The sequence below is a fragment of the Nitrospira sp. Ecomares 2.1 genome (assembly GCF_965152585.1).
This window is the reverse complement of record NZ_OZ224219.1, coordinates 3782394-3796765: the sequence shown is the minus strand read 5'-3', so window position 1 is coordinate 3796765 and position 14372 is coordinate 3782394. Positions and strand designations below refer to the sequence as shown.

Below are 14372 nucleotides of genomic sequence, written 5' to 3'. Positions count from 1 at the left end.
GGACGAAGGATCTGGGCCCGGTTCAACCGGGCCATGGCTTAGCGAGATGCTTCGCGTGGCTCAGCATGACAATACATAAGAGGATTGTCACTTACTGAAGCACGAGCTCCCCTTCGGGAGTGAACGAGTAGGTTTCGGCTCCGATTAAATCCAGCATCTTTGCGATTTCTTCCCAGTTGGGTATGGCGGCGGTAAGTTTTTCGATGTTTTTCATCTTGGCAATCGGGATGCGCTCCAATCTAAAGGTGGGGATCAGACTTCCCTGGAAGTAAATCGTCAGATTGAATTGGCCTCTGGCCACTTCCATCGTCACCCGTGAGGGATTCGCGAACTTTAATTGCGCGCGAACATTGGATATCGTCGGTCTGCTGCCTTCCGGGTCCAGGAACACGAGGAGGCGATCCAGCGCTTCTTTTCCGATGTGCGTAATGTGCAGGTTGCATTCCAATCGGCTCAAATCCACGGCCCCCGTGGTTCCTTGCAACATGGTCGTGAGTCCAATGGTTGCGGCAATGATGCTATCCCCTTTGATTTTGGATTCCGTCTGGATGAGTCGATTGGCATCAAGATTCGCCACTTCAAACTCCGCCGATAGACGCAGAGGATCTTCAGCGGCAATGATGACATTTCCCCCAATCCCTCCACCCAATAAATTCATGGCGAGATTTTGCATTTTGAGGGACTGTTGCTCAAACGCCAAATTAGTCGAGAAGTTTTCAATTGTGAATGGCCCGATCTGGAGACGATCAATGGTGAGGGTCTGTCCTTTCCGGGAAAACGATTTGAGTTGCGCAATACGGTCGGACGGCTGAAATTTCTCTTTCGGGGAAGACCGAAGTTCATCAGGTTTCCAGGCCAGTGATTTTCTGAGCTGTATCCCACCGTTCATGTCATGGAGTTCCGTGCCATCCCGAGTCAGGGAGAGTGCTTCAGACCCGATCTCCACAGAGGCGTCCAGATTTCCTTGTTCTTTTTTGAGCATGGACAGGGTGACCAGGGCCTTGCCGTTTCCCTGTATCCCCAAGGGTTGCAAGGCTTCTTGGAAGGTCTCTACATCCAGAGCCAGGCGGGTGTGCAGTTGGGCAAAGAGTTTTGCTAATTGAGTGCCACGAGGCGAACTGGAGGACAACAGCTCACGCAAGCCCACTACTGCGCTCTTTATGGAAAGGTCGACCCCCGTTGATGTCACATGGATCGGGTCAATCTGGACTTCATTAAGATCCGGAGACGACAGGTTCACGTGCAGGGAGGTGTTGGCTAATTCTCTGATCGGGAGGGTGTCCGGCAAGTAAATCCTATTGAGCGTGACATCCGTGGTGAGTTGGGTTTGAGGTGTGGCTCGTGGCGAATAGGCCATGGCCAGGGTGCCATTACCTCCCTGAACCCGATATCCCGAGACGGCTCCCTCGAGATCCCGCAGCGTGAGCTTTCCATTGACTCCCAACGGAAGGGTTAGTTTCTTGAGGTCATCTTCGTTGGGGACTTTACCCGCCGCTCGCAGGGTCAGACTGATCCGTCCTTTTGGATTGATGTCCTCTATTCCCTTCATGAGTGGTCCCGACAGATGCGGGAGAAGGTTGCCCACATGGAGAAGCGGTAGCTGCAGATCTAAATCAAATCGTTGGCTCTCCTGCTGATACCGGGCTTTCATCCCCATATCTACTATCTCTTCGCTGGTCAGTCGGAGATTTTCCAATAGAAAATCTTTTTTGAATACATCTTCTTTCGTTGTTGATGACAGTCTGATTGAAGGAAGGGTGGCCGTCAGACTGGGATCCTGGTACCTCAGGTCGCCGAGCGTGAGTTGAAGCTGGTCTTCCGAGCGAAGACTGGTGGGTTGAAAGGTCGGCGAGAGATGGCCTTGAAAGTGAGATTTCAAGATCACATGGCTGGTGCCGATTGTCACCGTATCAGCCGCATGGAGGTCAGAGAAATTTGAGGAAAATCCCACCGTTCCCTGAATTGCACCATTGGTTTCCCGGTAGCCGGAAGCAAGCAGGAAGGTAAGTTGGTGCATGGTGCCTTCTGCGCCGAAGGATTCCAATTGAGCTTGAAGGGAGGACAGTTTGAGTGCGGCAGTTGCTTTTGCCCATTCGGGACGGAAATCCGGATGAAGTGCTCCGGTGGCATGCAGCACAAAGGTATCCGGTTCGGACCCTTTCTGGAGAACGAGTCCTTGAAGCCGGTCGTTGGGTATGAGAGCGAGTAATTCATTGATCTTTGGCGACAGACGAACCTTAAGCGAGGCATTCATGCCTTCCTTCGGAGCAGCATGAGGCTGTATCGCGCCGCTTACCTGTAAGGTGCCATAGGGGCTGAGGTCTGCGTTCAAATGTTTCACCTCGATGTGGCGGGTGTGATGATTGCCACTGGTATCGAGGGTCACGGCGAAAGGAAGAGTGAATGGTGTACCAGTTAGTTCGCCGGGTAAGGCGGTAGTGCCGGAGACCTTCAAATTTCCCGAAAATGGGCCGGACGCCTGGTAGTCGCTCTGAAGCATAAAATTAAATTTCTGTATTCCATACGCTTGAAATGTCACATCATGAGTAGCAAGTTTTGCTGAAACGTTTCCCGTCAGGGGGACGTTTTCCTTAATCTGAAGTTCCTGGGCGGTGAATGCCAGATCGGTCGGTCCCACGGTCAGTGCGAGTTCTGGATAATGCAGCTCAACATTTTTCCCGTCTAATCCCGCGTGGATGGTTCCCTCAAATCCGGAGTCGGGAAGTGAGCCGGTGATGGTGAATGAGGGAGAAAGGCGTCCGTGAATTGAAGCCGTGGCAAAATCCGGTGGCACAAAATCCTTGGCGAGGGCCAGAATGTTCCCGAGGTCAAGATCCGTATCGGCCAGGGAAAGATTCACGCTTTTTTTGGTCAGGAATTCGTTGATCGTTCCGGAAAGTGTGAGGCGAAGGGCTTGATCCGATTCAATGGTGAGCTGTTTCAGATCAAGGTGTTGAGTCGGAAGATGAATTGCCGTATCGAATGTTATCTTCAGAGGCAGTTGAATATGTTTTCCTTGAAGCGCCACGGCGACTTGCTCAACCTGCAGCGTGCCGTTGAGAAGGGCATCATCCGATGAAATTGTTCCCGAACTCTGTAGATTCAAACCGGTCAGGTTCACCGCCAGGTCGGGCGACACCGTTACCTGGATATCGCTCTCACTGATCCGGAATGTTTCAAGACTAATTGAGACGGGGAGGGTTGGAAGGGTTGCCGGTTCAGAAGGGGGTGGGGGAGGTGGCTCCGGAGCGGCCTTCGTCAGTTCAGGCAGATTGAGTGATATGTCTGCATGATCGATGGAGATTTCGTTGATGGTGAAGGTGCCCTTCAGCAGTCCCAACAGGCTGTAATCCAATGTCAGATGTTCGAATGTAAGTGGGGTTTGGCCTGGCTTGGTCAATTCCAATTGACTGCCTTCAAGGCCGGTGAGCAGATTAAACGAAAGGGATTGGATCCTGACCGTACCTTGAAGAAGCTCGGAAAGACGAATTTCCAGCTCCTGCCGGACCATGTCCGAAGGAAACCAATAGGTCAACAACAGACCGGCACAGAGAAGAAGGGTCAGGATGCCAATGCCTAGCCAGACAAACCACTTCAAGAGTTTTCTTGTTCGTGGTGGCTTTGCCGAAGGAGGCGTGTCTTGTTGGGGGATATCGGGGGTCATGGAAGAGAAATGGTTTAATTGTCAGGCAGCGACATACCCTCTTTGGTTATTGGAGTTTGGACAGATCATACAGAATATTTGATTCTGGTATTACAGTTTTATTATGTGTATCGGGAATCCATTTTGGAGTTTGTCATTCAAAAATTATTGGGAGGTGAACGTATCGCACTGGTGTCACCAATTTTCGTGTCATCGTGCTTTTCTATGTAGCCGGGTTTCGCCACGGCAAACGAGGCATTTTTGTTTTTGACAAAAGGATCCAAATCCAAAGACGCCCTGCCTGGGCTCATGAGGAGCGTCCCTTCCTCAGGCCAGACGGCAGACGTTGAACCCTGGGAGGCGAACATCTCGGTTACTCTCATAAAAGAGCGAGGAGCCTTATACTTCGTATGATCCCATAACGCTCTAATTCCCCGTAGCGTCGATTACCTAAGAGTTTAGTCAACTTTAGGCCTTAAATAAAGGAATGGAATGTTTTCTAGGGATACCTGATAGGGAATTTTTGAATGCGAGGGAAAGGGGAATCCTTTTCGGAATGACCGCAGTCACCAGGCGGGCCTGTTTGAAACGATAGGGAGCGGGCGAGGCGAGGGAGTCACAGGAGAAACGTAAGTTGAAGGTTTGGTGGTGTGGGTATTAGCTTCCTTTGATAAGGCGGTAGGCAAAAAGGAGGAGAAAGGCCCCGCCAACGGCAATGCCGAAACTTGGCAGATTAAAACCCGTGACCTCGCCATAGCCAAAGTAGGTGCTGATGAATCCGCCCACCATGGCGCCGAAGATCCCAATCAAGATGGTAATAATCATTCCACCGGGGTCTTTCCCCGGCATGAGAAGCTTGGCGAGGATTCCTGCAATGAGGCCGAACACGATCCAGGAAATGATGCCCAACGAAGACCCTCCTTGTGAGTCAGGATGAATGATGATAGGTGTCACTCGCCTGCCTCTTGCTGACAGGACGAGTGACGCCCTGGGACGGGCAAAGGCCCGAATGGTTATGCCTTATCTTTTTCCATTGAGGCAATGAAGGAATCAGCTTCCTTGATAGAGGCTTCCATTTCTTTAATGAGAGAGGCGATGTTGCCTTCCACCGAAACGAGCTCGCTTTTCAACGACGCGATGGCTTGGGCGTTCAGGTTGTGTTTGAGGAAGAGGACCTGGTCTTTGAATTTCGCCAACACCGGATCCATTTTCGTCTCCGCCCGTTTCATGGCTTTGATCAATTGAGCATATTGGGTCCGTGTTTGTGTCAGTTGCTTTTGGCTGTTTTTGCGCAAGGCGGCGCTGGAATATTCCTTGAGTTCCGCCTCCCATTCTTCAAATAAGGCCTCTGAGACATCCTCCACCGACGCGATGCGATCTCGAACCGCTTGGGCTTTGGCCTCGCTCTGTTCGTATTCCGCATTCAGCACGTCGTATTTGTCCTGTAATTCACCCCCCTCGATATTGAGGGTTTTGGTAAACCGATCAAGCGCCGACTTGAATTGTTCTTTGGCGTCCTCTTGAGCGTCGCGGGCTTTTTCCACATTACTTACCATCAGGTCGCGTTTGTGATAACCGATCTTCTCCATGGCATCATAATAGATGCTCTGGCAACCAAACGCGCTCAGACTCAAGAGGATGACTCCCCATGTCAGGTAAGGAAAGAATCTGCGAGAACCTACTGGAGAATATTGAGGGTACATCATGTCATCCTTGTGCAAAGGGTTTATATTCATTGGGCCAATCATCAGGTTGTCGAAGGCCCGGGCTTCAAGACTTTTTCCAGAAGACCCTTCATGGAATCTCCTCCTTGATTCTGGACGAAGGAAAGGACGATCGGGGCAAACTTTCCAATCATATCAGGGCTTAACCCAAGTTGCGAAAACCCGCTTGCCAAATTGGCGAGATTTCCCAATCCCCCCATCTTGTCACCTAATCCCCCGGCACCGAGCGAAGCGGCGATTCCTCCTAATGCTCCCATCATGCCGCCGCCCGCGGAGGCAGCTGGGGAGGTAGCGGGTGCTGCTCCTAAGAGGTCCTTGACCCCTGGAACCTTGTCAGTGAGCTGTTGAAACTCTCCGGAGCTCAATTTTTCTTTCGCGAGGTTGAACAAAAGACCGGCGCCGCCTTTGGCTTGGCCTTCATTGATGTTCAAACTGCTGACTAGTTGTTGAATCAATTCCATGGCAAGACCTCCTAGTGAACAATCGAATGAGTGGACATGCGGGTGAAAAGTGAGTGAGGGGTGGGCCGATCGCTTCCACTGTAGTCGATTATTGATGCTGAAGCATCAGCCGTACGGAATAGGATACGGGATGTGCCGCTCTAAAAGAAACCCGAATCGACAAATCTTTGGTTGGAAACTCTGGGGCGTCAAAGCCACGCTGGAGTCTGTTGGCCGCTGGTTTCCGCCCAATACGGGACCCACGTCAAAGACACCAATTGCGTCGAAATATTGGTCTTTTTGGGGCGCACAGTGAGAGTCTCCAGGGGAATGGTTTGGACATCCCACTGAGTGGTCAGTGCTTGGATCTCTTGTTGTAACTCCGTATCCAAAGCTGCCAATTGTTGTTGAAGGGCGTCCACGTTTTCCTCGGCACGATCCACATCCTTGCCTTCTTTCATGGTTCGGCTCATGCCACGAACGGCGGAGGTGGCCTGGCCCATCGAGGATCGGCTGACGGTTTTACGTCCCATGAATACCGACAGGAGGGTCGCGCCGATGGAAATCACTGTTTGGAGTTTTTGTTGTTTGGCTTGCTCGGATTCCCGTTGGACGGCCTGCTCCGCCCGCCGGATACGATCTTCAAGAGTCGACATTTTCCCGGCATATTTTTTCCTGAGGGTCTCGGTCTCTTCATCCCGACGTTCGCGGACGAGCTGTTGTAATCGAAGGCGGAAATCACGTTCCGATTCATGTGGGTCGGATGTCACTCCTAACGAGGCATTCCGGAATAGGTCCAAGGTTTGTGTCCGGTAGACCCAATCCTCGAAATCCTTTTCCCAGCCCTTATAGGATTTCGCCTGGCTGGCGGCCCCCGGCAGATCCCCGAACTGTGCTCCGTCAGCAGGATGGGTATTTAAATCAGTGGGTGGAATATCGACCGATTCCGCTTGATCCCACTGGACCGGGACCGGACCGGAAATCATGGACGCAAGAGCCTGGACCTCACGGACTTCATCCAATTGTGTTTTGGCATCCTGGTAATGAACCGATGCGGCGCCATACAGCCGTGGGTGATAGAGGAGTGAAGCGTTTGCGGGGCTCGCTCCCCGAACGGGCACAAAATGTTGGCGGATGTCCGGGGGAAGAACAGGTGGATGTGGGGCGCCGACCTTGGAAGGTGTTCCGGCAGAAGATTGAGAAGGGGCAGTTAGGCTTTTTGTGGAATCGGATGAGGCTGTAGAAGAAAGTGCAGCTTTTACCGGATCCATCAAGGTTTTGATCTGCGTTCGGGTTAACGGTCCCCGAAGATAGGACAAAGCCCAGCGGGTCTCAAAAACTTCCGGTCCGTCGTCATGGACGTTGTTCATGAGGAACACCCGGTTTCCGAGGCCGGAGATGATCTGTTCCATCTTCTGACGATTGAAGTGTCCTGCACTATTGGCAGCAGCTCCCTCCAATCCATCCAGCACGCGCGCCATATCCCGTTCGGTCTGGAGACGCCCGATAAACCACGTGCCCGTATTGCCCAATCCTTTGTAATCCAGGTCAACTGGATTTTGAGTCGCAAGGACGACCCCAAGGCCAAAAGCTCGAGCTTGTTTCAGCATGGTGAGCATGGGGGCTTTGGATGGCGGATTTTTGATGGGAGGGAAGAACCCAAAGACTTCATCCATATAGAGCAGCGCGCGCAGACTCGTGGTGCCGGATTGGCTTCGCATCCAACTGACCATTTGAGTGAGGAGTAGGCTCACAAAAAACATGCGCTCCGTGTCATTCAGATGCGCGATGGAAAAAATGGCGATGCGGGGTTTGCCGGTTGGCGAATGCAAAATCTGATCGATATCCATCGGCTGGCCTTCCAGCCATGCGGAGAACCCTGGCGCTCCCAATAAATTATTAAATCGCATGGCCAATGCAAAGCGATCCTTTGAAGAGAAAACCGATTCCAAGTCCATCACCCCCAATTTGGAAAACGGCGGAGTTTGAATCTGTTGGATGAGCGAGGAAATCGTCAGGTCCCGGCCGGCTTCCCAGGAGGTTTTTAAGATATTGGCCAGCAGAATATGTTCGGGGCTTTGCAGGGGGTCGGCGTCCAGACCAACGAGGTTGAGCAAGCTGGTCGCGGTGGTGCCCACCCGGTCACCTAAGAGTTCTGCGTCTTCAAGGATTTTGGGAGAAGGCACTGAAAACGATTGCAGAATGGAAACAGGAAGCCCGGCGGTGCTGCCAGGGGTATAGACCAAAAAGTCCGCGGCTTCCCGGAGTTTCGCGATTCTGGCTCCTTCCTGGCCCCAGGACTCCAAGCCCGCTTTCCATTTGTCCGCTTCCTTGTCCGCGAAGGCTTCCGGCGTGAGTTCTTTTTTCTTGGCGTCATCAGGATTAATCCAGGGAAGAAAATCACTGCCGCGCAGATCCGGAAATGTTAGTAAGAGGTTGGCGATATCCCCTTTGGGATCAATGATGATGGCAGGGATATTGTCGATCGCGGCTTCTTCCAACAGCCCGATACACAAGCCGGTCTTGCCGCTGCCTGTCATGCCCACGCAGACGGCATGGGTGACCAGATCCTTCGAGTCATAAAGGAGTAAGCCGGGTTTGGCTGATTTGGTGGCGAGGTCGTATGGCCTCCCTAAATAAAACACCCCGAGCTTTTCAAAATCAGACATCCCTGGACGCTCCTTTAGTTTAGCGCAGAAAGAGGGTTTTCTTTAGAAGTTCAATTTCGGCTGCTGGGTTTTCCCCTCATGAACACCTGAAACGATAACAAAGTGTCATGGGAAACCGCATCCAAGAAATAAAAGAATAAAGAATCTCTTTTTCCAGTAAGGGGTGGGAGCAGAGGCGGTTCGGGTTGTATAAGAAGGGGTATGATTCGTTTCTGGCAAAGAAGGAAGGACGAAGGGAGAAAGTCTGACTAATCCTCGGATGATTTTCAGGAAAAAGCTACTGGAGGGAATAGGGATGGATCGTTAAAAAAAACGGCGATTGACCCTGTGATCAGTCGCCGTTAGCAGGTCCCAACCCCAAAGCCCGGATTAGGAAAATTTAAAACGGATATTGGATGCTTCCACCTCAAAAATACTAATTGATGATACTGAGGTTTCCTGAAGGGTAACCATTGAAGATTTCCAAATTGACTGGCCGACTGGCTTTTGGTCACGAAAAATTCAAGGCCAACTCAGTACTCTATTTAAATTTGATCGCGGTTCCTCTGACCGTGGTACAGGTAAAAGTATAGACGTTGTATATGGGAATGAAACCGTACAGGCTGCTTTCTGCTGAGACATTGAGCAAGGCATCTCCGCCTGTGGCTTCTAAGGCCTTATCCACCGCTTTAGCCATGTCCGATTGGCCAAACGGGATAATGGCCAGAATGAAATGACGGCAAGCTTGTCCTTCAGTTGGTCCTAACTCCTCATAGCCCTGGCTGTTTTTCAAAAGCGAGGCTGGGTCGGCTGAGCTTTTGGTCACAATTCCCAAATTCCCCGTGGTACTGCATCCCACCAACATGCATGTTAGTAACAGAACCAAACGCCAGATTTTGGACATGTTATTCTCCTTAAGATACGGTCAGGTTAAATCACATTGGTGTGAGTCGGCATAACCTCTTGCAATCTTAAGCAAAAAGTTTGGGATTTCCATGAGGGAATGGACAGGTGCTGCAAAGCTCTGTTTTTGAGGAGATGGTGTAGCCTCAAGCCTGGAAATCATAGCTGGGGACCACCTAGGGGTGAGGGGATTAAAGGAGTAACTATTTTATTTGAAATAGAGCCGGTAGGGCAAAGATATAGCCCAAAAGTAAGACAGGGCTTCTGGGGAAGAATAGTATTCTTTTAGCGAAAAAAATCGCTGTTAGTTATTGAAGGAGGCCGTGGTGGAGACCATATCCTGGGATGAATTTGCAAAAGTCGAACTCCGTGTCGGGCGCATTGTGAGTGCGGTGCGGTTCCCGGAAGCCAAAAAGCCTGCCTACATTCTCCAAGTTGATTTTGGGAAGGACATCGGCATGAAGAAATCGAGCGCTCAGGTCACGGGCCTTTACAAGCCGGAAGAATTAGTGGGTAAGCTGGTTGTCGGCGTGGTGAATTTTCCAAGCAAACAAATCGGTCCGTTGATGTCGGAATGCCTGGTCACAGGATTTCATACTGAGAACGGGGAGGTAGCGTTATGTGTTCCGGACAAGCCTGTTCCCCTAGGCACAAAGTTGTTGTAGTTTCTATGTTGCTTAAATTATTTGCTGATAGAACCATGCCTTACAACACGTTTCACCTACTTCGGAATAGTTGAAATATCGTGAGGTCTCTGTGGGATGGGTGGGAATGGCTGGAGATGATGAAATACATGCTGACACCAGAGTTATTCAGAATGTTAAATACACCATTTAGTTCCTAAGATTTCAGGAATCCAGGGTTCTTTCCAGGTGTGAGAGGTATGCTGCTCTTTGATAATAGACACAAACAACTATTGGAAAAGAAATGGTCCACCGCTTAAACCAGAGGAGACGACTATGGCGTTCATACCTACAAGAAAAAACCTATTTCGGCCTGATCCTGGGAAAAAGGGTTTCCTTTTTCTCCTCTCTATCATTTTTGTATTAAGCGGCTGTGCGCATGATGGAAAAAGTTCTACCGAGGGCAAACGTTCTCATGAATCCTATAGGCACGAATCCGAATCTCCGCATGTAACTCAAAATTATATGGATCATCATCATTTTTCCGGCTCAATTGAAGAAGATTTAATGTTGAGCGAAGGACAAAAAGAGGACTTTCATCGGCTTCGACTTGATTACGATAAAATGGTCGTCAAAAAAACCGCTGATGTCCGAACGGCGGAAGTCGACCTTGCGACCCTGCTGGGGAAGGATGAGCCAGACCGGCAGGCGATTGAAGAGCAGGTTAAAACCATTGGAGCTATTAAAGAAGATATGATGATGGCGCGCATCGACTCCCTGCTGAAATTGAGAGGTGTATTGACTAAGGATCAATACGAAAAATTTAGAGAGATCTTGCATCAACGCATGAGTCAGGTAGAGGGACATTCCCCCCATGGTGGTTTGTAGCTCGCACAGTTGAAGATAGCCAGTGTTTTGAAGGCGTGAAATGAGATGAAAGCCGCGCCGTGATTGGTTAACCTGAAGCCCTTTAGCCTGTGGCTTTAATAAGAACGGGTGAGGATAATCAACCTTACCCACCCCTACAGTTCCGCTCATAGAACGGTTGTTTGAAACTCTGTTCAATTTATCCTTTCTCTGGCTGTGCTGAAGAAGCTTAGCGATATCTTTTGATGCGTTCCGTATAATCTTCAGAGGATGCAGGGTCCAATTCCCATCGGTGGGTATCCCGTTCATACACTTTCTCTCCTGCAAGTTCCTCAGAATTTTCAAAGGTAAGACCCACCGCCTCGCCCAACTCATCCACGGTATCTTGATCCGGAGTAGGATTGGAACCCCCTACGGTTTCATCGCCGGAACTACCCGCATCTAGGGTTGCGTCAAGATTTCCAGCGAAACGTCTGGCCTGTTTTTGTCGGCTGTTTCCACGAGTAAGGACTACCTCCGATACATGCTGAGCCCCTGTCTCGATAAATTCCTCTTGCATAGCCTCTTCAGCAAAATCCTGATCTACAATATATCGTCGACTTATGGTATCCGCATCCCGCCGTGATAGATCCGTATTTTTTTTCTTGGCCATGGGTCCTCCTTATCTTGGATAAGCAGCAAACAGACTTGAACTTTGTAATAGGTTTTAATCTTCACTGTATCCCATGGCCATTGAGTACTGAACTGGAGAAAACCCTGGGAAATGTTCAAGGGGAGAAGACTGTTAATAGTTCCATTAAAAATAGGGGATGAAGCCTGGCCTGGGGAATTGTTTAAAAGGGGGTCAAGGGCGGGAGTTCATTCTCGAAATGCCTTTGTTCGATTTCTTCATCGGGCCGATTATTTGGCGATTATCCTATCCAGTGTATGGACCATAAATTTTGGGAGAATGCCTAAAAGTTTTGAAACTCATGACTTCCTGAAATTTTCAGGTCCGTATTTGATCACTTTCCCCAAGGGTTTTTGGCAGGATTCAAACCCGAGCGATTGCGGTAACATTAAGAAATATACAAGTGGTTTTATTAATCACACGAAAGTTTGGCTCTCATTATTGTCGACCTTTTTCTCGTATTAAATCCGCTAAGGAGAAATTGCTGCCATGAAAAAGTCACCCTTCTCATCCATACTGTTTCTTTCGCTTATATTTACTGGATGCTCTCAGTACCAGGTAATCCCCGAGAGCTTGGAAAACCAAGTCAACCATACCTTGGACTTTAAGCAGATACGAGAGAACCCTGATAATCATCAAGGGGAGTTAATGGTTGTCGGAGGAGAAGTGCTTTCGGTCAATCGGAAGCAGGATGCGACCAGAATTGAAGTTCTTCAGCTCCCACTGAACGAGGATTATACTCCAGCGAATCAACGCACCAAAACTCAGGGTCGATTCATCGCATTATCGAAGGGAAAGGATCCATTAGATCCTGCTGTGCTTGAAGAAGGACGAGCCATATCCATTGTCGGTGAGATTATAGGCCATGAAACCATCCAAGTTGGTGAAGATTCACAAGAGGTTCCCATTTTTGGCATTAAGGATTTGACCATATGGGACGAGGCACTTTATGGGGGTCGCGGATATTCCGGATTTCGTTGGGGCCGGGGTTATCCAACTGATTTTTATAGCGGATATCGTCCGCTCGCATATTCCTATTACTGATTGTTTCATCGAAGGAGGCTGAAAACTACCATAAAAGGAAAGGGTAATGGAGATCTGCCCCTTTTCATTTCACTCCTGAAACACGTCTTCATTTTTTTGATCAAACCCGGGTTGTAAACGACACCGAGCGGAAGAGAATCGAACACTGGAATTATTTAAATAATGATGATTGGGGTGCCCAATGGGACTGTTTCAAACACAAATTGAAGATCTTTAGGATGCAGTTGAATGCATCCGTGGGTGACATCCTGTCCTAATAAGTTTGAATACAAGGCACCATGAATGAAATATCCATTGCCAAAACCCAACGCATAGCGCCCGAGCACTCCCGGTTTTAATCGATCGGCCATCTTGTCAGGAACCGGATCGCCTTGTTCGATGAAGGCCCAATCGGGACGAATCCATACCGGTTTTTCTAACTTGCTTTCAATGGCAAACGTCCCCTTGGGAGTTTCGAACGTCCAGGTTTTTTCTGGATTTCTGGGATCCGCTAAGATATTTCCCCTGCCGGTTGAAGCAATGGCCTCATGCAGAATGTGATCGCCCTCCTTGACGAAAAGCCGATGTCGGGAAATATCCACAAGGATGGAGATTTTTGCTTGTGTGGATGCGGGCTTTTGATTCGGTGAGCGGTTGGAGTCCGTTTGGTGTGTTTGGGAGAACGGGGATTCAATTTCTTGAGAAAGGGTCTGGGGCATGTGTGTCGGCTTATAGTAGGGAAGACTTTCCTGGGATGAACTCTGAGAAGTCTGGAGGAAGGGTGTGGTTAACGGGATGGATTGGGCAGAATTCAGGAAAGGTGAGGCGAGGACAACGAGAAAGGGAAGCATCAAGACTCCCCAGGCTACCGCCGCCCAGAAAACTATGGAACCGGTGGTTCTGATCGTTTCAAAAGTCTTCCGGGGAAACTGAAAATCTCGGTTGTCGGGAGCCATGATGGGATATCACCACCAGAGACCAGATCGACCCTAAAAGCCGTCAAGCTATCGAGAATCCTCGTTAACTGTACTGATGGCCTGCTCAATGTGCTCATACACGGCTGAAGCTTTTTCCGTGGCTTGGTGGGCTTGAGCTTGGGCCATTTCATATTTCTGTTCATCAAAATGAGTCTGACCGATTCGAAGAAGGCCTCGAGCTGAATCCAGGTCCCGCTCCAAAGCCAATAATGCCAGGTCCGATTCCTTGCCCATGGGAGCTCGACGAAGGAGTTGTTCAGCTTTTCCTATGGCAAAGTTCGCGCGTTCCAATTCTTCCTGGGCTGGTTGGCGGGAGGGTTCCGGTGTTGTGACCGGGAGAGAATCATTTCCTTGCTCACCAGTGCTTGATGGTGGGGCCTGTGCCTCTTTTGGCGCAATTGCTGACGTCGCAGGAGCCGGCTTTGTCTGGGTAGTCGGTGAGGCTTTGTCGTCGTCGGAATCAGAACATCCCTGGATGCCGAGGGCCAAGATAACGAAGAAGCAGAGAGTGAGAACTTCCTGTCTCACTAAGGATGGTTTTTGAAAGGAAGGGAAGAGCATAAGAGTACGCGCACTCTGAATTAAGAAACGATCTGTTCTGTTACTATAAAGGAAATACCGGATTTGAGAAAGCTGGTAAAAACCCTGGCCTTTCTTATCCAAAAAAACCCGGGATGATTGAAACAAGGACGTGAAGCTGCCTTTTGGAATACTATCTTCATTAGGTACTAAATTTTAAAGCAGAGTCTTCAGATATTTTCCCGTGATGGAAGTTGGGCTCTTGGCGATTTCCTCCGGCTGGCCTTGGGCGACGATGTGGCCGCTGGAATCGCCTCCGCCGGGGCCTGGGTCTA

General features: G+C 49.8%; 13 protein-coding genes. 3 read left to right on the top strand and 10 right to left on the bottom strand.

What is annotated here, in order from left to right; all coding sequences use genetic code 11:
* Nucleotides 1-91: 91 nt before the first annotated feature.
* The 7 genes from ACWHYD_RS16840 to ACWHYD_RS16810 form a co-directional block, all read right to left on the bottom strand.
* Nucleotides 92-3664 (bottom strand): hypothetical protein, encoded by a 3573-nt coding sequence (locus ACWHYD_RS16840; RefSeq protein WP_447963182.1) that lies wholly within the window; start codon nucleotides 3662-3664, stop codon nucleotides 92-94.
* 137 nt (nucleotides 3665-3801) lie between these two features.
* A complete protein-coding gene (locus ACWHYD_RS16835) occupies nucleotides 3802-4011 on the bottom strand; it encodes a hypothetical protein (RefSeq protein WP_447963181.1) in 210 nt (69 codons plus the stop codon).
* A 289-nt stretch (nucleotides 4012-4300) separates the two neighbouring features.
* Complete coding sequence (locus tag ACWHYD_RS16830) at nucleotides 4301-4552, bottom strand: GlsB/YeaQ/YmgE family stress response membrane protein (protein WP_447965891.1); 252 nt, start codon at nucleotides 4550-4552, stop codon at nucleotides 4301-4303.
* A 104-nt stretch (nucleotides 4553-4656) separates the two neighbouring features.
* The gene (locus ACWHYD_RS16825) at nucleotides 4657-5346 is read right to left on the bottom strand and encodes a DUF2959 domain-containing protein (protein WP_447965890.1); all 690 of its coding nucleotides are present in this window, start codon (nucleotides 5344-5346) and stop codon (nucleotides 4657-4659) included.
* A gap of 44 nt (nucleotides 5347-5390) precedes the next feature.
* Nucleotides 5391-5828 carry a DUF2780 domain-containing protein gene (locus tag ACWHYD_RS16820; RefSeq protein ID WP_447963180.1) on the bottom strand — a complete coding sequence of 146 codons (438 nt, stop codon included), beginning with the start codon at nucleotides 5826-5828 and terminating at the stop codon, nucleotides 5391-5393.
* A 188-nt stretch (nucleotides 5829-6016) separates the two neighbouring features.
* Entirely contained in the window at nucleotides 6017-8476 is a 2460-nt protein-coding gene (locus ACWHYD_RS16815; RefSeq protein WP_447963179.1) for an ATP-binding protein, read from the bottom strand.
* Between the two features lie 520 nt (nucleotides 8477-8996).
* The gene (locus ACWHYD_RS16810) at nucleotides 8997-9359 is read right to left on the bottom strand and encodes a hypothetical protein (protein WP_447963178.1); all 363 of its coding nucleotides are present in this window, start codon (nucleotides 9357-9359) and stop codon (nucleotides 8997-8999) included.
* Nucleotides 9360-9684: 325 nt separating this feature from the next.
* Here ACWHYD_RS16810 and ACWHYD_RS16805 point away from each other — a divergent pair, with 325 nt between their 5' ends.
* Both ACWHYD_RS16805 and ACWHYD_RS16800 read left to right on the top strand, forming a co-directional pair.
* Nucleotides 9685-10023 (top strand): tRNA-binding protein, encoded by a 339-nt coding sequence (locus tag ACWHYD_RS16805; protein ID WP_447963177.1) that lies wholly within the window; start codon nucleotides 9685-9687, stop codon nucleotides 10021-10023.
* A gap of 483 nt (nucleotides 10024-10506) precedes the next feature.
* Entirely contained in the window at nucleotides 10507-10869 is a 363-nt protein-coding gene (locus ACWHYD_RS16800) for a Spy/CpxP family protein refolding chaperone (RefSeq protein WP_447963176.1), read from the top strand.
* Nucleotides 10870-11077: 208 nt separating this feature from the next.
* Here ACWHYD_RS16800 and ACWHYD_RS16795 read toward each other — a convergent pair whose 3' ends face one another.
* Complete coding sequence (locus ACWHYD_RS16795; RefSeq protein ID WP_447963175.1) at nucleotides 11078-11500, bottom strand: DUF6335 family protein; 423 nt, start codon at nucleotides 11498-11500, stop codon at nucleotides 11078-11080.
* Nucleotides 11501-12007: 507 nt separating this feature from the next.
* On the opposite strand from ACWHYD_RS16795, the gene ACWHYD_RS16790 reads away from it, so the two are divergent.
* Nucleotides 12008-12562: a Slp family lipoprotein gene (locus ACWHYD_RS16790; RefSeq protein ID WP_447963174.1), complete on the top strand. Its 555-nt coding sequence runs from the start codon at nucleotides 12008-12010 to the stop codon at nucleotides 12560-12562.
* Nucleotides 12563-12717: 155 nt separating this feature from the next.
* Here the strand turns inward: ACWHYD_RS16790 and ACWHYD_RS16785 are convergent, their stop codons facing one another.
* Both ACWHYD_RS16785 and ACWHYD_RS16780 read right to left on the bottom strand, forming a co-directional pair.
* Nucleotides 12718-13497: a L,D-transpeptidase gene (locus tag ACWHYD_RS16785; protein WP_447963173.1), complete on the bottom strand. Its 780-nt coding sequence runs from the start codon at nucleotides 13495-13497 to the stop codon at nucleotides 12718-12720.
* Between the two features lie 48 nt (nucleotides 13498-13545).
* Nucleotides 13546-14046: a hypothetical protein gene (locus ACWHYD_RS16780; protein WP_447963172.1), complete on the bottom strand. Its 501-nt coding sequence runs from the start codon at nucleotides 14044-14046 to the stop codon at nucleotides 13546-13548.
* Nucleotides 14047-14372 lie beyond the last annotated feature (326 nt).